This window comes from Duodenibacillus massiliensis (assembly GCF_928721995.1).
Classification (GTDB): Bacteria; Pseudomonadota; Gammaproteobacteria; order Burkholderiales; family Burkholderiaceae_F; genus Duodenibacillus; species Duodenibacillus massiliensis.
In genome coordinates this window covers 2,242,393-2,265,892 of record NZ_OV788642.1, presented here as the reverse complement: position 1 = coordinate 2,265,892, position 23,500 = coordinate 2,242,393, and the positions used below count along the sequence as shown (strand labels likewise).

Sequence of the window (23,500 nt, the reverse complement as noted above, 5' to 3'; positions counted from 1 at the left end):
ATCTGAGGCTTCAAGGCAACGATTCCGTGTTCCTCTTTCCTTTTCCGCGGCTTCCGCAATACAAATAAATAATAAAATATTATCAAATAAATGGATTTTCTAGCTCTAACAATAATATGTTGTCAATTAAAGCCAAAACGCCGCCCGACGTTGCGAGCGAACTTGCCGGGCGCGTTAAGGCCAGACGCCTGGAACTTAACCTCACACAGGCAGCCTTTGCCGCGAAGGCGGGACTGAAGCTCCCCACGTACCGGCTGTTTGAACGGACAGGTCAGATTTCGCTGCGCGGGCTTTTGCAGTGCGGCTTTGCGCTGGACATGCTTGCGGACTTCGATGCCGTCTTTGCCCAAAGAAAATTCCGTACGATGGAAGAATATCTGGCAGCAGAAAAACCGCCGCGCAAAAGAGCGTCCTCCCGCAGCAAATGACTGCTGTAGTGTCTTCGAAGAACATCTCATCACAGCCTGCCGGAACAATTCGCTGTCCTGACGAACAAAAACAAAGTTCCGGAAGCGATAAGCCCGGTGCGCTAACACCGGGCCCGTCCTTCACGAGGCGCTTAAGATGCCGCACCATCTGTCCTCGGCGCCGACAGCAACGGGACAGCTCTTCCTCTCGCCCCTTCTTTTGGCATTTATCTGACAAAAGTCAAACAGCCGCTTCGCGTTTTTCGGGGAATTGATCCTCTGCAACAAACGCGAAAAAACAAGTGCTTCCTGCAAAAGCAAGAAGATTGCCACCGACAAAAGCTCAGTTATTTCAGTGAGCTTGCCCGCAATGAGTAGTGGATCAATTATTGAGATTTATACTCAAAACTGACTCTGAAAAACTTGGAAATCCCGATAAAATTCAGCCCACCACGAAAAGCAGTCAAAAGTTTTGCGTTTCCCAAAGTATCGGCTCGGTGCCGAGACTCTCTGAGTTTTGGCGAATGTCGGAGTCATCCGGCATGAGCCTCTTTGGGCCCTTCGGGGATATAGAAACGACAAAACCCAGTGCGACAACACTGGGCTCGTCATTTTGTGAGGAGCTTAAGATGTCGAACCATCTGCTCTCTTCGTGGGAAATTGTAGCGGAGTTTGCTTTCAACCTCAATATCCGGGTCGATTTATGGATCCTGGTGGTTGTGCTGCTCTTGTCGAAAATCCGCAAGAAGCCTTAAACAGCGAGGGGCGACTCCGCAAGGAGCGCCCCGTTTGTGTTTTCGGCCCGTCACCGTCTGAAAGAGCTCAGACACCCGCTCTTCTTACAGTTTGTCTGACAAAAGTCAAACAGCCGCTTCGCGTTTTTGCTGGAATTGATCCTCAGGGCAAATCCAACAACAAAGCCCGCCCGCAAAGCATCAGCAATCCGTCAGCACCAAAATATCGCGGTTTTAAGCGGTCTCCGCCACAAGAAGCAGAAGATCAATCATTGAGTTTTTCCGTTTGAGCAGTCGCTTCTCTCACACCACAATGCGGTTCATAACGATCCGTTTTGCGAAAAGCGTCATGAGTACCGTTTTACAAAACCGCCATCCGTGCGAAAAAGCCCGTCAGATTCCTGTCATTGAGCTTGATGCGCCCCTGCACCTGGCGCCCGCGCTCTTTGACTACTTTGCAGGTAAGACGCGCGCGGCTTTTGTGACGACCGGGTCCGGCGCGGCACTCCCCAAAGCCCGAGGGCATTTCGTGAGTCCGTGCGCCACCGTCAAAAGCGCTCTGTGGTGTCTGGAAACCGTGCTTTCCGGCGAAGCCGATGTCCGGTGCCTCTTTGTTGCCGTCACGGACGAAACGGACGCTGACCTCTACCGGCTTTTTGCGGTACTCGGCAACCTTGCTCAACGCCGCTTAATTCCGGTCGTTCTTTTAAGAGCGCCGTCAGCGGCGGCACTTCCCTCGCCCGCCTCCCGACGCTTTGCCGTAACAAGCCGGCCGGGACTTTTCTCAGAAACCGTCTTCATCGCGGAAACAGTGCTCGGGCAGCCGCAATACGCTGATCTCCCGTTACTTGCGGCGCCCGGGCGACTGGCCGCTTATGCAGAATCGGCCGGCCGTTATCTGCACGCGATCACAGAGCGCATGAAGCGGGCAAAAACAGCTCAGAGCCGCCGCACGGTCCCCGCCTGAGACACTGCCCTTAGGCGCTGGCGGTAAGCCAGAAGCGTCCCGCGATATAGTCGCCCACGGCGGGACGCTCACCCAAGAGCTTTCTGGAAATCAAAAGATGCACTTCAAAGGGTGCAGCCCCTTCGGCGCGGATACATTCCGCCTGCACGGCAAAGCAGCGCTGCCCGCAGTAGTCACTGTTAAAGACCTTCTTGACAAGCACCCGTCCGTCGTAATAGGCCGGATAGTCCGTAGGAACGAGAAACACGGCGTCCCCCATTGCTAGACCCGTCGCCTTATTCTCTCCGTCCGTAAACTTCGTGCCGGCAGGGATGATTTCTGCCGTAAGTGCCACCGCGGAAAAAACGACCGGCACGTCTTTGCCGAGCTGATCCTCGGGAAGCCGTGCTTCCATCACGGGAGCCATGGCGGTGACGGCCCTCTCAGGCGCCACCATAAAGGCCACATCCCCGCACGGGCGCTTTTCCCAGGGACGTGCCGCAACGTAGCGGACCGTGCGCTCGATCCCGGGCATCAGGGGCACAGGCTCATGCACGCCGAACTGATTGCCTTCTTCGAGCTGAAAGCGCATCATCAGCACGGGGTTCTTCGGGGGCATCTGCGTACAGCACACCGGGTGCGGCACACCGGCCTTGGTGCGCTCGGCAAGCATGCGCCCCACCTCAAGCATTTCCTTTTCATTGGCCTTTGCCAGGCCCCCCATAAAGCGGCCGAGCTCTTCTTTACTCTGAAAGCCGATTGCTTCCCAGACTTCCCAGAGATTCTCATCGCTTTTTTCCGGGAAAAGATCCGTTTCCCCGAAGGGTTCGGGGCGGTTTGATAAAAACTGAAACTCTTCGTTTGCTGCGTCTGCCATTTTTTCTTCCTAAAAAAGCGATCCTGTTGTGCCCACCGGCGGGGTCTTTGTGCCTTCAGTCTGTCCCAAAAGGCGCCTTAAGTCATCTTCATCAATCACAAGAACGCCTAGCGCGCGGGCCTTTTCAAGTTTGCTTCCGGCCTCAGCACCGGCCACCACGTAGTTGGTCTTTTTGGAAACAGACCCCGAAACCTTGGCGCCCGCGGCAATCAGCATATCCTTGGCTTCATCGCGCGAAAGCGTGGGGAGCGTCCCCGTGAGAACAAAGGTTTTACCGGCCACTTCCGACGTTTTGGCTTCGGAAGCCGCAATCACGGGCCAGGTGATGCCTTCATTGACGAGTTCCTTAATGACCTTACGGTTGTGTTCCTCGGCAAAAAACGCCGTCACCGACTCGGCAATCACTTCGCCCACGTCGCTTACTTCCATGAGGGCCTCACAATCGGCCTTCATTAAAGCGTCAAGCGTTTTAAAGTGCGCCGCAAGGTCCAGGGCGGTGGATTCCCCGACGTGGCGGATGCCGAGCGCAAAGATAAAGCGCCCGAAGGTAGTGCTGCGGCTCTTTGCAATCGACGTTACAAGGTTTGAGGCACTTTTTGTGCCCATGCGGTCCAGAGCCGCAAGGTCTTCGATCTTGAGGCGGTAAAGATCCGTGGGCGTTTTTACCAACCCCTTGTCAACAAGGACGTCCACCATCTTTTCCCCGAGCCCGTCGATGCCCATCGCGCGGCGCGAGGCGTAGTGCACAAGGGACAACTTCATCTGCGCGGGGCACACGAGTCCCCCGGTGCAGCGGCTGTCTTTTTCTTCTTCGTCACGCACGACAGCGCTGCCGCAGACCGGGCACACCGCGGGCATCACAAAAGGCCGTGCGTCCTCAGGGCGCTTTTCGGGGAGCACCCGAACGATTTCAGGAATCACATCTCCGGCACGGCGCACAACGACGGTGTCTCCGATCATGAGGCCGAGCTCGGCAATATGGTCGGCGTTGTGAAGCGTTGCATTAGTGACGGTTGCGCCCCCCACAAAGACGGGCGTGAGACGCGCGACCGGCGTCATGCGGCCCGTGCGGCCCACCTGCACGTCAATGGCCTTGACGACACTCAAAGCTTCCTGCGGCGGATACTTGTGCGCGCAGGCCCAGCGCGGTTCCCGCGCCACAAACCCCAGGCGCTTTTGCTCGTCAAAGGAATTCACCTTGTAGACAACGCCGTCAATTTCAAAGGGAAGTGTCTCCCGGATCTGGGCCACGTGATCATGAAATTCGGCGAGCGGCGCAGGGCCCTCAACGACACGGCGTTCAGAGGCCACCGGAAAACCCGCGGCCTTCAGCTTGTCAAGGAGCTCAGACTGCGACTTGGCCCAGGAGGCGTCTGAAATCTCGCCCACGCTGTAGGCGTAAAAGTGCAGCGGCCTTTCCGCCGTAATGCGGCTGTCAAGCTGCCTTAAAGCACCTGCCGCGGCATTGCGGGGATTCACAAAGAGCTTCTGGCCCGCGGCCTTTTGCCGGTCATTCAACTTTTCAAAGTCCGCCTTGTGCATGATCACTTCGCCGCGCACTTCGATCACTTCAGGGACGGCCTTGGCGTCCACCACCAGAGGAATCGAGCGGATCGTGCGGACGTTCGCGGTAACGTCTTCGCCGACGGTACCGTCACCGCGCGTGGCGGCAGAGGTGAGACGGCCGTTCACGTAATGCAGATTGACCGCAAGGCCGTCAAACTTGAGTTCACAGTCGTACTGAACGGGACGGTCGGCGTCGGTGAGGTCAAGCTCCTTTCTCACGCGCCCGTCAAAGGCAAAGGCCCCCTGGGCGGAGAAGTCCGTTTCCGTGTGAATGGAGAGCATCGGCACACGGTGCGTGATTTTGGCGAGGTCACTGCGCACTTCGCCCCCCACACGCTGTGTGGGCGAATGCGGCGTCTTTAAGGACGGATACTCGCTTTCGAGCTTTTCAAGCTCCTGAAAGGCGGCATCGTACACGGAGTCCGGTACCGACGGATTGTCGTTGACGTAGTACTCAATGTTCCAGCGGTTGAGCTTTTCGGCAAGTTCCGCCGCACGGCGCGCAGCGTCTTCGGGCACCGTCACGACTTTGGCAGAATCAAACAAATCATCTTGCTGCATGGTTTATCTCAGAAAAAAGCGCGCGGGTTTACACGGCCGCGCGCTTTTTAATGTTCTTAACGGACGGACTCAGACAACCGAGAAAATGCGGCGCGCACGGGCGCTGCCGGCAGCGGCACCCGCAGCCTGCATTTCGCGGTAGCGCTCAGCAAGCTGACGCGCGACACCCGCGGCAGCACGGCTTCCCATGGGAGCGCCGAGCTGGTCGGTCAATTCGAGATCCAGGCGCGCCGCAAGGTCGTTGGCGACACTGAAAATCTGCGCCAAGGGGTCGGAGGCCGGCACCGAGAGCGCAATGTTTAACGCAAGTCCCAGTTCGTTTTTAAATTCGGGCATGCGTCCGAGCACGATCAGGGGTTCGGTCTGCGTGCCCTCACGCTTTTCATAGTGCCCCTCGGTGTAGGAAAAACCGCAGGCCACGGCCGCCTGATTCAGTGCCGAATCATCGATGTCACGGCACCCCACAAGCTTAAAGGTGAGGTACTGCGAGAAGCGCTCCACGATGCGGCGCACTTTTTCGCTTTTTGCAAGAATCGTCTCGCCGTCGGGAACTTCGGCTTCGGCCGGAAGGTCAATCGCCAGGCGCTCAGCCAGCGAAATAAAGCGGGAGGCCGACATGCTGTCAAGGCTTTTCACGCTGTCCGCGGTCTGCACCGAGAGGTAAATCTGAGAGCACGTGCGGCAGCCGGCAGGCAAAGACGCCGACCAGAGCCCCGTATCGGCATTAAAGAAGCTGAGGTTTAAGGGGAAGGGCATCTCGGTGTCCCTCACCGCGGCCTCACACATCGCAATCGCTTCGGGCGTAAAGTATTCGCCCGCTTCCGGCGTAAAGTGCGCGACCGCCTCAACCCCTTCGTCGATCTCGGCGAGGCGGTGTCCGGCCGGACGCACGTAACGCGGCACTTCAACCGAAGTCTGCGAGAAATTCAGTTCCTTTTGTTCGGGCTCACGGGGCGCTGGCTTTTCTTCCGGGGCTTGCGCAGATTCAGACTCCGCAGCGGCCGAAGCCTTCACTTCCGGCATGATCTGGTCTGCGGCCGAGAGCATCGGCGCCTCTTCCTCGTCGGCGGCGAGTTTGTCCTTGAGTTTTTCCTGATCGGGATCGACCTCGCCCTTTAAGGGGTCGTTTTTCCCCTTCTGATTGCGTAGTTCGTCAAGGATTTTGCGGTCTTCCTTATCGGTTTTGACGTTTTTCTGACGGTAAAACCAATAAGCCCCGCCGCCGATCACGGCAACAGCAAGCGCAATGTGCCACGGCTCGATTTGAAACGACATGAACGTATACCCTGTGTTCTTTCTGTGCTCTTTATTTCAGCAGAGGGCTCACTTACACGCGCACTGCGCGCGCAAAAAGATTCCCTTTGCCAAGCAAATCAGACGAATCATAAGAGAAAGGAGCGCGGCGGGAAAGCGGCGGGACGGAAAAACCGAAAAATTTTCTGTGAGGCGAAGAAAACCCACCTTAATGCTGCGCCATGCGGTCGGCTTCGGCAATGTCCACGCTCACCACGCGGGAAACGCCGGGCTCACGCATCGTCACACCCACAAGCTGCCCCATGTATTCCATCGTCACGCGGTGGTGCGTAATCATCATGAACTGGGTGGAGCTGCTCATCGCCACGATCTGACGCGCAAGGCGGTCCTGGTTGGCTTCGTCAAGCGGGGCGTCAACTTCGTCCAAAAGACAGAAGGGAGCCGGATTAAGCCGGAAAATCGCAAACACCAGTGCCGTTGCGGTCATGGCCTGCTCACCGCCCGACAAAAGCATAATCGTCTTATTTTTCTTGCCCGGGGGCTGCGCCATGACTTCCACACCGCACTCAAGGATTTCGTCTCCGGTCATCTCAAGGCGCGCAGTGCCGCCGGAGAAAAGCGCCGTAAACATTTCGGCAAAGTTGGCGTTTACGGCTTCAAAGGTGGATTTGAGAAGCCCGCGGGTTTCGGTGTCGATTTCGCGGATCGTGGCTTCAAGGTTTCTGATCGCTTTTTCAAGGTCCTCCACCTGCCGCGCGGTCTCTTCCATCGCTTTTTTGCTCTGCTCGAGATTTTCGAGCGCCGCGTGGTTTACGGGCCCCAAAGCCGCCATACTTTCCGCGAGCTTCGTGACGCGGGCCTTCATCTGAGAGGCCTTATAGTGCTCGGTCTCGGCTTCGACCGTGAGTTTTTCACGGTCGGAACCGAGTTCGTTAAGGCGCGCGGTGAAAATTTCGGTCTGCGTCAAACCCGCCTGGCGCTTCGTTTTAAGGTCACCGATCACTTCAAGTAGCGGCCCCTGCTCTGCGGTTAACGCGCGGCTGCGTTCGCTTGCTTCAGCGAGCTTTGCTTCGGCAGCGTCTGACGCCGCAAGCGCCTCAGCTTCCGCGGCCTTAAAGCGCTCAAGCTCCTCAATGACGGCCGCAAGCCCCTCACGCTCTGCGGTTTCATCCAGGCCCTCAAACTGCGCGCGCAATTCCTCGATTTCCGCGGCGGTCATTTCGATTTCGCCGTCGGCATCCTGAAGCTGCCGTTCGGCGTCGGTCTGACGGTCTTTGGTGGCCTGCGCCTCAATCTGTGCGCTCTTGGCTTTCGCCTGCACCGCGCGCTGCCGCTCTTGGGTCATCGCCTGCGCTTCTTCGGCTTCCTCAAGGTGCGTCTGCGCGTCCCCGGCCTTTTGCTGCAGTTCCGAAAGTTTGGCGTCCAGGGTCTCAAACCGTCCTTCGGCTTCTTCCTGACGGCGCGCCAGTTCCTCGGCGCGGGCCGTGAGTTCCTTTAAGGTCTCTTCAATCTGTCCCCGGCGGTTTTTCCAGGCCGCCAATTTTTCGCTTTCGCGCGAATAGTCAAGTTCGAGCGCATGCACTTCACTTTCCAGGCGCTCGGCACTTTGCTGCCGCTCGTCCAAATCGCGCCGGTCGGCGTCAAGCGCGGCTTTGGCGCGCGTCATCGCGGCATCCGCGGCCTCAAACTGTGCCTTAAGTTGCGCGAGGGCTTCCGTTAAGTGCTTGATTTCCGCGATGCGGCTCATCAGGCCCGCGGCCGCATTTTCTTCGGCCCAGAAGCTCACGCTGTCGCGCTCAACGATGTGGCCTTCCGGAGTCACAAAGCGGGCACCGGGAGGCAAATCCGTCCTCACTTTAAGGGCCGCCGCAAGATCGGGAGCTGTGAGGCTCGTCCCAAGCCATAGTGTCAAAAGTGCCGCCACCGCCGGATCATCGCTTGTGACGAAGTCCGTCAGGGGCTTGGAATCGATCCCTGCCGGGGGCGTCACGGCCTCTGCCTTTTCCGTAAAAAGCGTGTTGTAAAACACGAGCCGCGCGGGCGGCGCGTCAAGCGCAAACCCCGCCACACGCGCGAGGTCGGAAACCCCGATCGCAAGCGACCGCACGCTTAAAACCGCCTCAACGGCCTTAGCCCACTGCGCGTTAACCATCGTGCGCTCAAAAAAGCGCTTCACGGAACTTAACCCCATTTTTTCGAGCCACTCGGGGAGTTTGCCTTCCGCCTGCGCCTTCGCCTGGACGGCTTCCATGGTCTGAAGCCTTGCTTCACTGCGGCTGACCTCACCCTGCATCCGCGTTTTTTCTTCGCGGGTTTCTTCTAAAACGGCTTCGCTTTCTTCAAGGGACGCCCTCACGTCCTCCATAACCGCCTTTTGTTCGTCAAGCGCCGCACGCTTTTCACTGAGCTTTTCGCCGAGCTCGGCGACCGCGGCTTCGTCGGGAGCGTCCGAGGTTTGCCTTTCCCCCTCCAATTTTTCTTTCTGGCGGTCAAGTTCAATCGCTTCGCGCTGCATCGATTCGATTTCAACGCTCACAACACTGATGCTTTTTTCCGCTTCCTGCGCATCCGCCCGGGTGTCTTCATAGCGTGAGCGCGCTTCCTCGCACTGCGCGGCGCGCTCTTCGACTTCGTCCGTAAGAGCCTCAGCTTCCGCAGCGGCTTCTTCCGCTTGCGCATTTAATTCCTCGATTTTGGCAGAGAGCATCGCAATACGTTCAGCCGCCTCTTTTTTTGCGTCTTTACGGCGCTCAAGTGCGGCCTGCGTCTGAGAGATACGCTCTTCAAGCGTTCGGCGCTGCTCGATGATGTGGCGGACGTTGCCTTCGGCCTCCGTCACGCGGGCATTGGCTTGCCAGGCGGCTTCGCGGGCTTTGTCGGCGGCGTCGCGCTTTTTGCGGGCGTCTTCTCTTAAGCCCGCTTCTTCTGCGACGAGCTTTGCGGCTTCGCCTTTAGCCGAAATCAGGGCATTTTCTTTTTCGGCAATCTGCGCTGAGAGTTTGTCGGTTGAATTCTTGGCGTCACGCTCCTGAAGGAAGTACCACATCTCTTCCGAGCGCGCTCTTTCGTCGTCCAGTTTTTTCCAGGACTGCGCGGTTTCGGCTTCGGCGGTGAGGCGCTCCACCTCCTCGGCTTTATTGGCCTGCAGCATCGCGACCTTTTCAAGGTTGGCGCGTGTGGAATTAAGACTTGTTTCGGTTTCCCTGCGGCGCTCTTTGTATTTACTCACGCCCGCGGCTTCTTCAAGGTAAACGCGCAGTTCCTCGGGTTTTGCCTTGATGAAGTTACTGATCATCCCCTGGCTGATGATAGCGTAGGACCGCGGCCCCAGGCCCGTGCCCATAAAGATATCCTGAACGTCGCGGCGCCTCACCTGCTGGCCATTAATAAAGTAGGCGTTTGTGCCGTCACGGGTCACCACGCGCCGCACGGCGATTTCTCCGTAGCGCCCCCAGGCGCCCTTCACCGACCCGTCGTTATTGTCGAGAACCATCTCAACGCTTGCGCGAGAGCTCGCCGGTCTCCCCTGAGATCCGGCAAAGATGAGTTCGCTCATCGAACCTTTACCCCGGAGTTCGCTTACGCGCCCCTCGCCCAGGACCCAGCGGATCGCGTCAATGACGTTGGATTTTCCGCAGCCGTTGGGGCCCACGATGCCGCTTACCGCCCCCGGGAATTCAATCACCGTGGTATCGGCAAAACTTTTAAACCCGCTGATTTTGAGCTGACGCAGACGCACGGCAATGGAACCTGACGGTTAAGGAAAAGACGGAAATGAGCGGGACAAACCCCGATCTCGGGCGGTACGTTAACAGATTTCCGGGAGGCTGCCGCGGTTAACGGGCCCTGAACCGGCTTTCGTCTTTACGCAGCAAACGAAAAACCGCCCGGCAGCCGGTCCACAAACAAAGACCGGCCGCACGGGCGGCGTCTGACTTTAAACGCCTGTCAAACTCAGAACTTCCAGGACGTATTGAGCATAAACGCGTGGTTTTCGCTCTTATCCGACCCGTTGAAGCTGTAACTTAACGTGGAAGAGAACATCTCGCCGGTGATAAACCTCAGGCCCGCGGACACGCCGTAGGAGAGATCCCCGATGGTTTCAGGCCGCACATGGTCAGTACTCGTCAACCCCTGCCCCGTCACAACGTTATCGGCTTCCGTGTCCCGGAAGTTGGGCTGCACGTAAACGTCCATCCGCGGGCGGAGGATGCGGCCTTCCTCAAACTTAAAGTCAGCCTTCATCTTTAAGCCCGCGGAGACGCTCCCGATATGCCGGTTGCTTGCTTCCGTATGGAAGGCGTTAAGGCCGTTGAGTTTCGAGGTGTAGCTTCCGGTTCTAAGCCACGTGTACTGCAGTGACGCGTGCGGCGTCACAGAATTTCCCGCAGGAAGCCCGGGGCTTGAGCCCCGGGAGGAATGCGGGCTTTCGAAATTTTTTAATCTTGGCCCAAACGCAGCCAAACCATGCACATAGTTTTCGCTTAAGGTATATTCAGCCGCGATGAAATCGCGCACCCCGTCCTTTGTCATCGAGCTGGGCCTGAAAACCGGAGAGGATCAGGAAAGTGCACTGGAGACCTACTTCTCCGATGCACGCCAGCTCTTCAATGCTGTTCTTGGAACAGCAAAGAAACGCGTGCGCGCCATGAAAAGCACTGAAGCATGAAAGCTCACGGCCGCGATGCCCAAGGGCAAAGACCGTAACAAGCGGTTTAAGGAAATTCAGAAGTCCGCTCGCCTTTCCGAGTATGCCCTGCATGATGTCGTGAAAGAGCACCGTGCCAAGGGCGGCTTTACAAAGCGCATCGGCATCAACGAAGCGCAGAAAATTGCCACACGTGTCTGGCAGGGCATTGAGCGCTGGCTGCTTCATCAGGGCGGTCAGCCGCGGTTTAAGAGTGCTAAACGGGGCTTGCACAGCGTTGAGGGAAAATCAAACAAAACAGGGTTGCGTTGGAAGGCTAAGACGTGGACGCTCGAGGTTCTGGATCTGGTGATAAAGGCTGAAGCCCCGGATGCCTGGCAGAAAGAAGCTCTTCTTTCAGCAACAGATCCGTCCGGCTTTAAGCGTGTCAAATACTGCCGTCTTGTCCGGCGGATGATCCGCGGCCGTATGCGCTACTTTGTTCAGCTCATTGTCGAAGGCGTACCGCCCGTCAAGCACGTTTATGCTCCCAAGGATCTCAAGGTGGCTGTTGACCCGGGCCCGCGGACCATGACTTTTTACAGCCCCGAGTGGCAGCAAAAGATTTTGGTGAGCGCGGGCACTGTCTCTCAGGAAAAGGAGATTGCGCGTCTTTTACGTGCCATGGACCGCTCCCGCAGAGACACGAATCGGGAGTGCTACAACGCGGACGGCACCGTTAAAGCCGCCGGAAAAAAGATTGTCTGGAAGGAATCCAAGACCTATAAGGCAACAAAGGCAAAACTTGCGGATCTGTACCGCCGCCAGGCGCAAACCCGCCGTTGCCTACACGGCGAAGTGATTAACCAGGTGTTCGGCAGGGCCGGCACCGTCATTGTGGAGAAGAACTCATACATAGCATTTCAGAGAGCCGGATACGGCAAGAGTTTGGGCAAAAGCGGTATTGCAGGATTGATAACCCGGATGACAAGTAAGGCTGAAAGCGCCGGCTGTTGTGTGGTGGAGGTCAGTCCCCGGAAACTGCGCCCGAGTCAGCACGATCCCGAAACGGGAACGTACCGTAAGAAGGCTCTTTGGGAGAGAAGTCATCAGTTGGGAGATACGGGCTGGTACATGGACCGCGACCTTGCGGCCGCCATGAACCTGTATTTCGCGGATCCCGCCACTGACAGCTACGATCTGAAGACTGAGCAATCAGCGCTTGCGAGGCACAAACAAGTCTCAGGGAACGCCGGATCGATAGTGCAGTACAAACCAGCGAATCGGCAAGACGAAGCAGTCCTTCGCCGGAACCGACGGATCGAGCTGATGAAGCCCGTACCCGTAGAGCGGTTGCGTTTTAAATGTTCCTGTGGTGCAGGGGACGCCCGGGCAGACAAGGCCTCAAAAACCTTGGCTGTTACGGGAAAGCCTGCACCGTGTCAGGAAACCCCGCGCTTTCAAGCACGGGTTGTTTAGGGACACGTTTGTGAGGTTGATAAGCATTACTCGATACGTTTTATTCATTTTTGCAGGTCGAGACTCAATGGCCCGCTCAATGGTTACTGAAAGTTATAATTTTATAAATTTCCACCTTCGTACGCCTCTATCAACCCCATATTTTCCGCGGCTTTCAGGGCTTTGCACACACGCCTTAGGCAACTTTTTTCCAACGAACGCCGGCTCATTCGGACTTCTCCTTGACTTCGACAACCGCACTCAGCTCAGAGAGCACTCCCTCCCACCCCTAAGCCAAACCGCCCAAATGCCCTCAGGCATCCGCCCATATAATGCGGGATTACCAACGGGAAACCGTTTCCCAATTCCACTTTTTGTGTGACGGAGTTTTATCCATGTCAACCACCGCAAGCCGCGCGCTTGAAACGTTCGACAATCCCAATCCCGCACGCGACTATCTCGTGCATATTGAAATCCCGGAGTTCACGTGCCTGTGCCCTCTCACGGGCCAGCCTGACTTCGCAACGCTCGTTCTTGACTACATTCCGGATCAGAAGAACCTGGAATTGAAGGCGCTCAAACTTTACATGTGGAGCTTCCGCAACGAAGGGCACTTCCACGAGGATGTTACGAACAGAATTTTGAACGACTTCGTCGAAAAGACCGATCCGCGCTTTATGCGCCTTGAAGCCCGCTGGTGGGTCCGCGGCGGCATCTACACGACCGTGCGCGCCGAACACCGCAAACCCGGCTGGGAGCCGCAGCCCACGGTGGACCTTCCGCACTTTGCCGACAACAACCCAATGCGCACCATCGGTTAAGAGGATTAACGCCCGTGACAACCCCCCGCCTGCGCGAAACCCGTCCCTACCCGTTTGCCCGGTTACGAAAACTCTTTGAGGGTGTGACACCCAACCCGGCATTCACCCCGGTGTCGCTCGGAATCGGAGAACCCAGGCATCCGACGCCCGAGTGCATTACGAAGGCCCTGGCAGCAAACTTCGCGGGCCTTGCAAAGTACCCCGGCACAGCGGGTAGCCCCGAATTTAAGGCGGCCGTCATCTCGTGGTGCGAAAAGCGCTACGGCGTGACGCTCGCGGCAAACCAGGTGCTGCCGTGCCTCGGAAGCCGCGAGGCGCTCTTTAGTTTCGTGCAGTCGGCGGTGGACAGTACGCACGAGGCGTATGTCGTCATGCCCACGCCCTTTTATCAGATCTATGAGGGCGCGGCGATTTTGGCGGGTGCGAAGCCCTACTTTGTGCCCCTGACACCGGCAAATCACTTCCGGATGAATATTGAGGCGGTACCCGCCGAGGTGCTCGCCAAAACCCAGGTCGTTTTTGTCTGCTCGCCCTCCAACCCCACGGGAAGCGTGATGCGCTTAGCTGACTGGAAGCGCATTTTTGAGCTTTCCGACACCTACGGGTTTGTTGTCGCAAGCGACGAGTGCTACAGCGAAATTTATTTTGAAGAAGGCAAAGCTCCCTTGGGCGCCTTAACGGCCGCCAAAGAACTCGGCCGCACCGACTTCAGAAACCTCATCGTCTTTCAGAGTCTCTCCAAACGCAGCAACGCCCCGGGCTTACGAAGCGGCTTTACCGCAGGCGACGCCCGCCTCATGGAAGACTTTCTCCTGTACCGCACCTATCACGGCTCTGCGATGAGCCTTACGGTGCAGGCGGCTAGCATCGCGGCCTGGAGCGATGAAGCGCACGTCATCGAAAACCGCCGTTTGTACCGCGAAAAATTTGCAGCGGCGCAGCCGGTGCTCGCCTCGGTCCTTGCAGCCCCGATGCCGGAAGCGGCGTTTTACCTCTGGGTCAAAACGCCCGGAGATGATCAGATTTTTGCGCGCGAGCTCTACCGCGAAAAAGCGGTGACGGTGCTCCCCGGGAGTTTCCTTTCCCGGCCCGTCAACGGCATTGATCCGGCGGCCGGCTTCGTACGCCTGGCGCTTGTCTCGGAACCAGAGCTCGGGCTCGAAGCCGCGCAGCGCATCCGCGATTTTGTGAAAGAACACTACTGATTAACAAACAACAAAACAGGGAGTCAACGAAAATGACCGACCAGAACCTCATCCGCGTGATCGACACCGCGTGGGACAGCAGAAGCGAATGGAAAGACGCGACAGTCGAACTTAAGGACGCCGTCGAAACCGTGATCGCAGGGCTTGATAACGGCACGCTCAGAGTCGCCGAAAAAATCGACGGCAATTGGGTCACGAACCAGTGGATCAAAAAGGCGGTGCTCCTTTCTTTCCGCCTCACACCCAACACCCTGATGACGGCAGGCCCTGCCGCTTATTACGACAAGGTCCCTCTGAAGTTTTCCGGGGCCTCCGCAGAAGACTTCGCGGCAGCGGGCGTGCGCTTTGTGCCGGGCGCCGTGGCCCGCCGCGGGTGCTTCCTTGAAAAAGGCGTCATTCTGATGCCGAGTTTTGTCAACATCGGTGCGCGCGTGGGCGAAGGCACGATGGTTGATACGTGGGCAACGGTGGGGTCCTGCGCTCAGGTGGGCGCTCACTGCCATTTATCCGGCGGCGCCGGTATCGGCGGTGTTCTTGAACCCGTTCAGGCCGGTCCCACCATCATTGAAGACAACTGCTTTATCGGTGCGCGCAGTGAAATCGTCGAAGGCGTCATCGTGGAAGAAAATTCCGTGATTTCGATGGGCGTCTTTATCGGTCAGAGCACGAAGATTCTGGACCGTGCCACAGGCGAAATCTACCGCGGCCGCGTGCCCGCGGGCTCCGTCGTGGTCCCGGGTTCGATGCCTTCCAAAGACGGCACCCACAGCCTCTACTGCGCTGTGATCGTAAAGCGCGTGGACGCGAAGACCCGTGCCAAAACGTCAGTGAACGAACTGCTGCGCGACTAATCTTTCCAGAGATCAGGCCGGGCTGCATGCCCGGCCGCTTTTTTCTATTCCCCGCCATGACCAAAGCCCTCTCGCTTGCCCAAAGTCTCATCAACTGCCCGTCGGTGACGCCCGATGAAGCCGGCACGATCCGGCTTCTTTCCGACGTTCTCTCGCCCGCGGGCTTTACCGCGGACGTTGAAACAACGCCAAACGGCACCACAAACGCGGTCTTTGCGCACGGCTCCGGCCGCCCCGTCTACGCCTTTGCCGGGCACGTGGACGTGGTGCCCGCAGGGGACCCCGCGCGCTGGGCAACGCCCCCGTTTACCGCGACCGTTAAGGACGGCGAATTACGCGGCCGGGGCGCGGCGGACATGAAAAGTTCCGACGCTGCCGCAGCTGTTGCCTTTGCGCGGTTTGCTGAGGAACACCCCGATCACCCGGGCACATTGATGCTCATCATCACAAGTGACGAAGAAGGTGACGGCGATGAAGGCACGCGCCTTGTGGTGGAAAAAATGAAGGCACAAGGCGTCACGATTGACGCCTGCATCGTGGGAGAGCCCACCAGCAGCAAAGTGTTCGGCGACACCGTCAAAAACGGCCGCCGAGGGTCGTTAAACGGCGTACTCACCGTCAAAGGTAAGCAGGGCCATGTGGCCTATCCGCATCTTGCGGACAACCCCGTGCACCGGGCGGCACCGGTTTTAGCCGAACTCACCTCCCGCGTCTGGGACAACGGCAACACCTTTTTCGGGCCCACCACCTTTCAGATTTCCAACATTCATGCGGGTGTGGGCGCCACAAACGTCGTTCCGGGTGAATGCGTCATCACCTTTAACTTCCGCTTTAACACCGAGTGGACGGCAGAAAAATTAAAGGCTACCGTGACGGATGTCTGTGACAAGGCGGGCATCCGTTATGAAATCAAGTGGCAGTTGTCTGCCGAGCCCTTCCAGTCAACGCCCGCCAAACTCACCGCGGCGCTTACCGCAGCGATCACCAAAGAAACCGGTGTAACGCCGGCTCTGAACACCGCGGGCGGGACGTCCGACGCCCGCTACATCAGCCGGATCTGTCCCGAGACCGTAGAATTCGGGCCGGTGAACGCCACGATTCACGCGGTTGACGAAAGGATTGTCGCGCGTGACGTAGAGCGTCTTGCCGCCATTTACCACGACACACTCAAAACGCTTTTTGCCTGAGGAACACTACCATGCCCCATCAACCCGTTGCCAATTTACTCACCATTCGCGACGTGACCCGCTGGGCCATGACGGAAATGGAAAAAAACTCCATTTCGCTCGGGCACGGCACCGAGGACTTCTGGGAAGAAGCAACCTTTCTTGTGATGCGCACGTTAAAGCTCCCCTTTGACCGCCTGCAGGCCTTCTGGGAAGCGCATTTAACGCCCGAAGAACTTGAAGAGGTGCTCTGCAACATCGATCTTCGCGTGCACATGAAAAAGCCTGTGCCCTACCTCATTAAGGAAGCGTGGCTCTCAGAGCACTGCTTCTACGTGGACGAACGGGTGCTGATTCCTCGAAGCTTCATTGCGGAGCTCCTTGAAGAAAGCCTCTCCCCGTGGATCGAGGATCCGGAGTCCGTCACAAGTGTGCTCGATATGTGCACGGGCAGCGGCTGTCTTGCGATTCTTGCCGCTGAAACCTTCCCCAACGCCAAAGTGACGGGCGCTGACGTGAGCCCCGATGCCTTGGACGTTGCGGTCATCAACCGCAAGCGCTTCGGGATGGAAGACACGCTGGAACTCGTTGAGACCGACCTCTTTGAAAATCTGCAGGGCCGAAAATACGATCTCATCATCAGCAACCCCCCGTACGTGACGCAGGCCGCGATGGCCGCGCTGCCGAAGGAATACCAGCATGAGCCGGCGCTTGCTTTGGGCGCCGGTGTTGACGGCATGGACATCATGCGCCGCATGATGCCGGTGCTTGCCGACCACCTCACTGAAAACGGGATCGCCGTCATCGAAATCGGCGACGGGCGTGAAGCCTTTGAAGCGATCTGGCCGGAACTTCCCGTCACGTGGCTTACCACATCAGGGGGCGATGACATGGTCTTTATGGTAAAGGCCGAAGATCTCAGAAACCACCTCAAAGCAGCTGAATAACGCAGTTTATGTTGAGACTCAACGACGTCACCATCGCGCGCGGCACGCGCATTCTCTACGAACACGCCACGGCGGTCGCCGATGCCGCCGACCGCGTGGGGCTTGTGGGCGAAAACGGCTGCGGCAAAAGCTCTCTTTTTGCCGCCATTCTCGGGGAACTCGCGCCGGAAGCAGGCACGATTGACGCGCCGCCCTTAGAGCGCATTTCCCACGTTGCCCAGTCCGTCGTTGAAACTGACGAAGAGGCACTTGCCTACGTTTTAAGCGGCCACGCGCCGCTCATGGCAGCCAAAAAGGAAGCCGAAGAAGCCGCAGAGTCCGGTGACGCGATGCGGGAAGCCGCAGCGCTTGCACAACTCGCGGAAGTCAACGAAGGTGCCGTGCGCGCTCAGGCCTTGACCATTATGGGGGGGTTGGGGTTTCTGCCCGCGGACGCAACGGCCTTGGTTAAAAGCTTTTCGGGCGGCTGGCGAAACCGTCTGGCTTTGGCGCGCGCTCTGATGCGCCCCGCAGACCTCTTGCTTTTGGACGAACCCACCAACCACCTTGACATGGATAGCCTCATCTGGCTTGAGGCGTGGCTTAAACGCGTGCACTGCACCGTTATCATCATCAGCCACGACCGTGAGTTTCTGGATCGGGCCACCAACACCACCTGGGCGATTGAAAACGGAAAGCTTGAGCGCTACGGCGGCAACTACTCCTTTTACGAAACGCAGCGCATTGAAAAAATGCGCCTGCAGGATGCGGCTGCCAAAGCCTATGAACGGCAGGCCTCGCACCTTGCGGCCTTCATTGAGCGCTTCCGCTACAAAGCAACGAAGGCCCGTCAGGCGCAGTCGCGCATCAAGATGCTCGATAAGCTGCAGGCCGTCGAACCCGTGCGTGCGCGGCGCGAATGGCGTTTTGAATTTCCGGTGCCGGAAAGAACGCCTGAGCATCTGATCGACATCGAGCATCTCACCCTCGGATACGGCGAACACGTCGTTTTAAAAGACGTGACGCTCACGATCCGAAGCGGCGACCGTGTGGGTGTTTTAGGTGTGAACGGCGCGGGCAAATCCACGCTCATCAAAGCGATTGCCGGGACTTTAGAGCCCATGTCAGGCACATTGCGGCGCGGCCAGGGTCTTGTGATCGGGTACTTTGCCCAACATCAGCTCGAGCAACTCGATCTTGAGAGCACCCCTCTTGAAGTCTTTAAGCACAAGGCCCCCACGGTGCGCGAACAGGAACTTCGTGACTGGCTCGGGCGCTTTCGCTTTTCCGGGGACTTTGCCGACACCAAAATCCGGACGTTTTCAGGGGGCGAAAAAGCGCGTCTGGCGCTCGCGCTCATTGCCTGGGATAAGCCGAACCTACTCGTTCTTGACGAACCCACAAACCACCTGGATATGGCAACGCGCGAGGCGCTTACGATGGCGCTTTCGCAGTTTGAGGGGGCATTGCTTCTCGTCTCGCACGACCGGCACCTCCTTCGCAGCACCTGCGACAGTCTGATCCTTGTGCATGACGGGAGCTGCGGCGCCTACGACGGAGACCTCGACGACTACGCGGCGCTTGTGCTCGAACACCGAAAGTCCGTTTTGGAAGCCGACCGTCAGAGCCGTGCCGTGCCTCAGGCCGAACCTCAGGTAAACCGTAGGGAAGAGCGCCGCCAGGCCGCGCAGGAGCGTGCGCAAAAAGCGGCCCTTAAAAAACCGCTTTTGAAAAAGCTCGCGGACCTTGAAAAGCGCATGAATGAGGGGAACGCGAAACTTGCGGAACTTGATGCCAAGATCGCCGACAGCGGCTGGTACGCCTCCGCCGCCCCCGAAGAAGTGCAGACGGTGATGAAGGAGCGCGGGCTGCTTGCCGATGAAGTCGCCAAGATTGAAGAAGAGTGGCTCACGGTTTCAGAAGAAATTGAGGCGATCGGCTAAGCAGCCTGTAAAGGAACCTGCCAAACGGGTTCCTTTTTTTCATAGCGGCGGACTTTCCTGCACGTGCCCGCATAGGGCAAACTTCCCAGCCCGCTTGACTTTCGAAGAAGCCCACCCACGGCAAAACCCTGAGCCCAGCCTCTGCCTGATAATCTCCGATACGAAAAAAAACAAAGGCCGCGGATTTACCCCCGGCCGCCAGGGAGTATCAACACAAATGCAGGACACAAACAATCCGGCCCTCAGGCGATGCTTCGGCATGCGCGAGGCCGTCACGATTACCGCGGGATCCGTGATCGGCGTGGGCCTTTTTACCGTGGGCTCCAACATCGTGGGCTCGATGGGCTCAAGCGTCATTTTCGCATCGCTGGCGGCGCTCTTGATCAGCATCTATCCGGCGCTTTTGTACGCCGAGATGGGCGCGGCGCTTCCCTACGCAGGTGGCACGTACCAGTTTGCTTCGCTCGGCCTTGGGCGCGCAGCGGGCGTTCTGGCGGGCTGGAACTTCATCATTTCGCTTGTGGCTGTGACGGGCGGCGAAGCGCTTGCCTTCAGCTATTACTTCAAAACTCTCTTTTCCGCGTTCGGTTACACGCTTCCGGTCTCGGACGTTGCGCTCGCGCTCGTTGTGACGCTCGGCTTTATTGTCGCGAACGTCTGCGGCGTCAAAATCGCGGGCAGGCTGCAAAACGGCTTCATGTTCTTTTTCTGGGGCGTGGCGGTCATCTGGTTTCTCACGATGATCCCGAACATTTCGCTTCCCGCCTTTGTGCAGACGCCCTCTTTCCTGCCGCAATCCGCGGACATGAGTTTCGGCGCAGCGGTGTGCATGATCTGGTGGTGCTTTGCCGGGTTTGAAGCGTGTGTGGCGATGGGCGAAGAAATCAAGTACCCGCGCATCAACATTCCGCGGGCCCTCTTTTTGGCGCCCTTCGTTGTGTTCGCCGTCAACGCCCTTTTCCAGTGGTTCTTGATCGGCATTACGCCTGTTGACAAGCTCGCGGGCTTGGCAACCGCGCAGGCTCCCTACGCCGACGCCATGGCTGCAGCAGGTATTCTCGGCTTTCCGCTCGCACTTTTAGCCGCGGGCATTGCCTTCGGCGGGGACTTCTCGACGCTTAACGCCTCCACCGCCACCACGAGCCGCTACCTCTTTACGATGGCCCGCGACGGCGTGATGCCGGCCGTTTTTGCCAAAACAAGCAAACGCTTTCAAACGCCCTACGTTGCGGTCATTGCGCTCGGCATTCTGACGCTTGCGCTGATTGCAACGGACTCGCTCATTTACATTGCGTCGCTTTCGCTTTTTGCCGATTTGTTCTATTACGTGATCGGCATTGTCGCAGCCTGGGCCCTGCGCCGGAAGTGCCCCGGTCTTGAACGCCCCTACCGGGCACCGTGGCTGATGATCGGCGCGCCGGTCTCCGCGGTCATTTACCTCTACATGATGACGCAGCTTGACACAAACGCCTTTGTGACCGGCATCATCTGGAGCGTTCTGGGGCTAGTGATTTACTTCGTCTGCCGCAAAACACGCGGCACGGCACCGGTGATGACGCCCTCCCCAGAAGAAACGGGTGCGGCTGAGCTTCCCGCAACCGAAAGCGAAAAACGGGCCATGGACCGGGAGTACCGCCTCTGGCAGGTGATTGTGGGAGCGGCGGTGATGATTTCTCTGGCGCTTTACGCCCTGCCCTGGCTCATGCGTTAACAGCACCGCCTTCAGACGTGGCGCCAAAGCCGGAAGTCTTAAAAAAGGCCTCCGGCTTTTTTCAGGCCTTTGGTTTAGCAAAGACCGTGGAGGCCCAGCAGATTAATGATCCCGCCACCACAAAGCCGACGCCTTTCCAGAAGTTGGCGGAAAGCTCCGCCCCAAGAAACATCCAGCAGAAAATGCAGGAGAGCACCGGCGTAAAGTAACTCACAACCGCAAGAACCGTCATGTTGCCGTTCATCATGCCGATGGTCCAGAGCGCGTACGCCAGGCCCATCACCACGGCAGCAACCGCAACCACCACACCGCCCTCAAGGTCAATATGCATGGGTTCACCGACACCTGCGGCCGCCATCGCGATAAAAACGCAGGTGTTGATGAAAAAGATAAGGACGACGGGGTTTGCGCCGTGCGAGAGCGCCCGCGTAATGGAACTATATGCCGCCCAGGAGAGGGCCGACCCGAGCGCAAAAAGGTAGCAGGCAGGGTTGCTTTCCATGTTGCGGGCCATTGCCATAAAGTCAAAGCCCCCGGGGCCGGATAAAACCGTGCAGACGCCGTAAATGCAGGAAATAAACCCGAAGACAATCCACCACTTTGCCTTCTGGCCGTTAAAGATCACGGCAAAGACCATCGTGAGGCACGGCCAGAGGTAATTGACCATTCCGGCTTCGGCGGTCTGGGTGCCGCCCCCTGAAAGTGCCAGAGCCCACGTAAAGCAGATCTCACAGGCGACCGCCGTCGTAAGCCCGAAGAAAAGATATTTGCCGGAAAAGTGCGAGAGCCTGGGGCAGCCGAAGATACACGCAAGAATCACGCAGGCAAGCCCGCACAGAAGAATCATGCCGCCCGGCTGTCCGATATGCTCGGACACCAGGCGCACGAAGGGAACGCTCATTCCCCAGCAGATCGGTGCAATGCACCCGATTAACGTAGCATGCGAGCGGGAAAGCTGCATACTCCACCTGCAACAAAAAAGAGTTACGAAAGCGTGCGGACCTACACAAGCTTAAAGCGCACGGCTCCGGCTCCGGAAACGCCGGCGTTGACCGTTTCACCGCGGTTGACGGCGCCAACGCCCCCGGGAGTGCCCGTAAGAATCAGGTCGCCCGGGGCAAGTTCCCAGTACTTCGAGATTTCGGCAATGACTTCAGCCACCGACCAGATCATGTCGGCCGTCGTGCCGTTCTGGCGCTTTTCGGCATTGATGTAAAGCCAGACGTCTGCCTTATCCATCGCGGGGCACTTTGCTGCCGGACGGACATAGGAAATCGGCGCGGAATGGTCAAAGGCTTTTGCGGCTTCCCAGGGACGGCCCTTGGCTTTGGCTTCAGCCTGCAGATCGCGGCGCGTGAGGTCAACGGCCACGGCCCAGCCCCAGACATGTTTCGCCGCTTCTTCGACCGGAATATTGCGGCCGCCTTTGCCGATTGCGGCCACGAGTTCCACCTCGTGGTGCAGATCATTTGTCATCGGGGGATACGGGATCTCGGCGATGTCGTTGTCGGCAACCGGAAAAACGGCGTCCGCGGGCTTCATGAAAAAGCACGGCAGCGACCGACCCGTGCCGCCCATTTCGAGGTCATGCGCACGGTAGTTGCGGCCCACGCAGTAGATGCGGTGCACCGGAAAGTAATCGTCTTTGCGGCCCCAGACGGGAACAACGGCCTGCTGGCCGGGAGAAAACACGAACATGACTGAACCTGCCTTAATGGTGGTGTGTGTGTCGGGCAATTCTAGCGGGAGGCAAGGGCTCTCGGAGCCGGTTTAACGGCCGGCTTTTTGAGCAAAACGAAATGCCGGTTGCGGCGGTGCGGCAGGCGGGCCGAAAGCAACACGAGCCAGGCTCAATATTCCCGGGGAAAACGGCTGGCCCCCGGTTAAATCTGCTTAAGCAGCGCAAAACCATGCACCGTTTTTCTAGGACTGCCAAAATGCGGGCAATACCGGACGAATACAGGGAATGCAATGCCGTCAGTAACGTGCAGAATGCATTCTCCGTGTGGGGTGAAGAGTTCGTCAATTTCATTGCCGCAACGCTGACCTGCCGTATTCTGAGACGGGCCGAGAAAGCAAAACTTCTGGACAAAATGACTTTCGGCGAGATGCTCGAGGACCTGGAGCAGTCTTGGCGCCCTGTGAAGGATGCGGAGATAAACGCGATTCCTGACTCCACCGACGGAAAGTGGGTAAATACAACGATCGGGACGATGGAGATGCTTTCGGCTTTGGGTTTGGTTAAATTCCCCGATAAACCTGAGCATAAGAAGCCCGGCAGGCCGAGAAAGCAGAAGTTGGAGTTTGTGGGACCGAAACGCCCGCGCGGGCGTCCCCGTAAAGTTACACCGGCCGCCAGCTCTGCTGCGACGCCTGCCTAAGCGGCTATAGTTCCACAGGTTGAGAAACTTTTAATTCAGCGTATTTTTCATATGCGTATTTTTAAT

Annotated in this window: 20 protein-coding genes; 13 read left to right on the top strand and 7 right to left on the bottom strand. The window is 57.9% G+C overall.

Annotated elements, in window-relative coordinates:
- Positions 1-116: 116 nt before the first annotated feature.
- The 3 genes from NXF97_RS10350 to NXF97_RS10340 all read left to right on the top strand — a co-directional run bounded on the left by NXF97_RS10350 (position 117) and on the right by NXF97_RS10340 (position 2,108).
- On the top strand, positions 117-428 hold the full coding sequence (locus tag NXF97_RS10350; RefSeq protein ID WP_074008948.1) for a helix-turn-helix domain-containing protein: 312 nt from the start codon (positions 117-119) through the stop codon (positions 426-428).
- 682 nt (positions 429-1,110) lie between these two features.
- Complete coding sequence (locus tag NXF97_RS10345) at positions 1,111-1,431, top strand: hypothetical protein (RefSeq protein WP_274955919.1); 321 nt, start codon at positions 1,111-1,113, stop codon at positions 1,429-1,431.
- A gap of 59 nt (positions 1,432-1,490) precedes the next feature.
- Positions 1,491-2,108: a hypothetical protein gene (locus NXF97_RS10340; RefSeq protein ID WP_143183021.1), complete on the top strand. Its 618-nt coding sequence runs from the start codon at positions 1,491-1,493 to the stop codon at positions 2,106-2,108.
- A 10-nt stretch (positions 2,109-2,118) separates the two neighbouring features.
- Here the strand turns inward: NXF97_RS10340 and NXF97_RS10335 are convergent, their stop codons facing one another.
- The 5 genes from NXF97_RS10335 to NXF97_RS10315 form a co-directional block, all read right to left on the bottom strand.
- Complete coding sequence (locus tag NXF97_RS10335; RefSeq protein ID WP_022372858.1) at positions 2,119-2,964, bottom strand: hypothetical protein; 846 nt, start codon at positions 2,962-2,964, stop codon at positions 2,119-2,121.
- 9 nt (positions 2,965-2,973) lie between these two features.
- Positions 2,974-5,091, bottom strand: coding sequence for an NAD-dependent DNA ligase LigA (ligA, locus tag NXF97_RS10330; protein ID WP_274955918.1), 2,118 nt, complete (start codon positions 5,089-5,091; stop codon positions 2,974-2,976).
- Positions 5,092-5,160: 69 nt separating this feature from the next.
- Positions 5,161-6,366: a hypothetical protein gene (locus NXF97_RS10325; RefSeq protein WP_022372856.1), complete on the bottom strand. Its 1,206-nt coding sequence runs from the start codon at positions 6,364-6,366 to the stop codon at positions 5,161-5,163.
- A 187-nt stretch (positions 6,367-6,553) separates the two neighbouring features.
- Positions 6,554-10,084 carry a chromosome segregation protein SMC gene (gene smc / locus NXF97_RS10320; RefSeq protein ID WP_274955917.1) on the bottom strand — a complete coding sequence of 1,177 codons (3,531 nt, stop codon included), beginning with the start codon at positions 10,082-10,084 and terminating at the stop codon, positions 6,554-6,556.
- 215 nt (positions 10,085-10,299) lie between these two features.
- Entirely contained in the window at positions 10,300-10,722 is a 423-nt protein-coding gene (locus NXF97_RS10315; RefSeq protein WP_074008953.1) for an autotransporter domain-containing protein, read from the bottom strand.
- A 127-nt stretch (positions 10,723-10,849) separates the two neighbouring features.
- On the opposite strand from NXF97_RS10315, the gene NXF97_RS10310 reads away from it, so the two are divergent.
- From NXF97_RS10310 to NXF97_RS10270, 9 genes are all read left to right on the top strand, one after another.
- The gene (locus NXF97_RS10310) at positions 10,850-11,014 is read left to right on the top strand and encodes a hypothetical protein (protein WP_154666311.1); all 165 of its coding nucleotides are present in this window, start codon (positions 10,850-10,852) and stop codon (positions 11,012-11,014) included.
- 15 nt (positions 11,015-11,029) lie between these two features.
- Positions 11,030-12,451: a zinc ribbon domain-containing protein gene (locus tag NXF97_RS10305; protein ID WP_274955916.1), complete on the top strand. Its 1,422-nt coding sequence runs from the start codon at positions 11,030-11,032 to the stop codon at positions 12,449-12,451.
- A 374-nt stretch (positions 12,452-12,825) separates the two neighbouring features.
- Positions 12,826-13,251: a preQ(1) synthase gene (queF, locus tag NXF97_RS10300; RefSeq protein ID WP_022372853.1), complete on the top strand. Its 426-nt coding sequence runs from the start codon at positions 12,826-12,828 to the stop codon at positions 13,249-13,251.
- Between the two features lie 14 nt (positions 13,252-13,265).
- A complete protein-coding gene (gene dapC / locus NXF97_RS10295) occupies positions 13,266-14,456 on the top strand; it encodes a succinyldiaminopimelate transaminase (RefSeq protein ID WP_274955915.1) in 1,191 nt (396 codons plus the stop codon).
- 32 nt (positions 14,457-14,488) lie between these two features.
- Complete coding sequence (gene dapD, locus NXF97_RS10290; RefSeq protein ID WP_074008956.1) at positions 14,489-15,307, top strand: 2,3,4,5-tetrahydropyridine-2,6-dicarboxylate N-succinyltransferase; 819 nt, start codon at positions 14,489-14,491, stop codon at positions 15,305-15,307.
- A gap of 56 nt (positions 15,308-15,363) precedes the next feature.
- On the top strand, positions 15,364-16,494 hold the full coding sequence (gene dapE, locus NXF97_RS10285; RefSeq protein WP_274956744.1) for a succinyl-diaminopimelate desuccinylase: 1,131 nt from the start codon (positions 15,364-15,366) through the stop codon (positions 16,492-16,494).
- Between the two features lie 11 nt (positions 16,495-16,505).
- Entirely contained in the window at positions 16,506-17,420 is a 915-nt protein-coding gene (prmB, locus tag NXF97_RS10280) for a 50S ribosomal protein L3 N(5)-glutamine methyltransferase (protein ID WP_274955914.1), read from the top strand.
- A gap of 8 nt (positions 17,421-17,428) precedes the next feature.
- Positions 17,429-19,342, top strand: coding sequence for an ABC-F family ATP-binding cassette domain-containing protein (locus tag NXF97_RS10275; protein WP_074008959.1), 1,914 nt, complete (start codon positions 17,429-17,431; stop codon positions 19,340-19,342).
- Between the two features lie 217 nt (positions 19,343-19,559).
- Complete coding sequence (locus NXF97_RS10270) at positions 19,560-21,053, top strand: APC family permease (RefSeq protein ID WP_274955913.1); 1,494 nt, start codon at positions 19,560-19,562, stop codon at positions 21,051-21,053.
- Between the two features lie 61 nt (positions 21,054-21,114).
- Here the strand turns inward: NXF97_RS10270 and yddG are convergent, their stop codons facing one another.
- Complete coding sequence (gene yddG / locus NXF97_RS10265) at positions 21,115-22,014, bottom strand: aromatic amino acid DMT transporter YddG (RefSeq protein ID WP_274955912.1); 900 nt, start codon at positions 22,012-22,014, stop codon at positions 21,115-21,117.
- A gap of 41 nt (positions 22,015-22,055) precedes the next feature.
- A complete protein-coding gene (locus tag NXF97_RS10260) occupies positions 22,056-22,751 on the bottom strand; it encodes a fumarylacetoacetate hydrolase family protein (protein WP_274955911.1) in 696 nt (231 codons plus the stop codon).
- A gap of 101 nt (positions 22,752-22,852) precedes the next feature.
- Here NXF97_RS10260 and NXF97_RS10255 point away from each other — a divergent pair, with 101 nt between their 5' ends.
- Positions 22,853-23,434 (top strand): hypothetical protein, encoded by a 582-nt coding sequence (locus tag NXF97_RS10255; protein WP_143183023.1) that lies wholly within the window; start codon positions 22,853-22,855, stop codon positions 23,432-23,434.
- Positions 23,435-23,500: the final 66 nt, after the last annotated feature.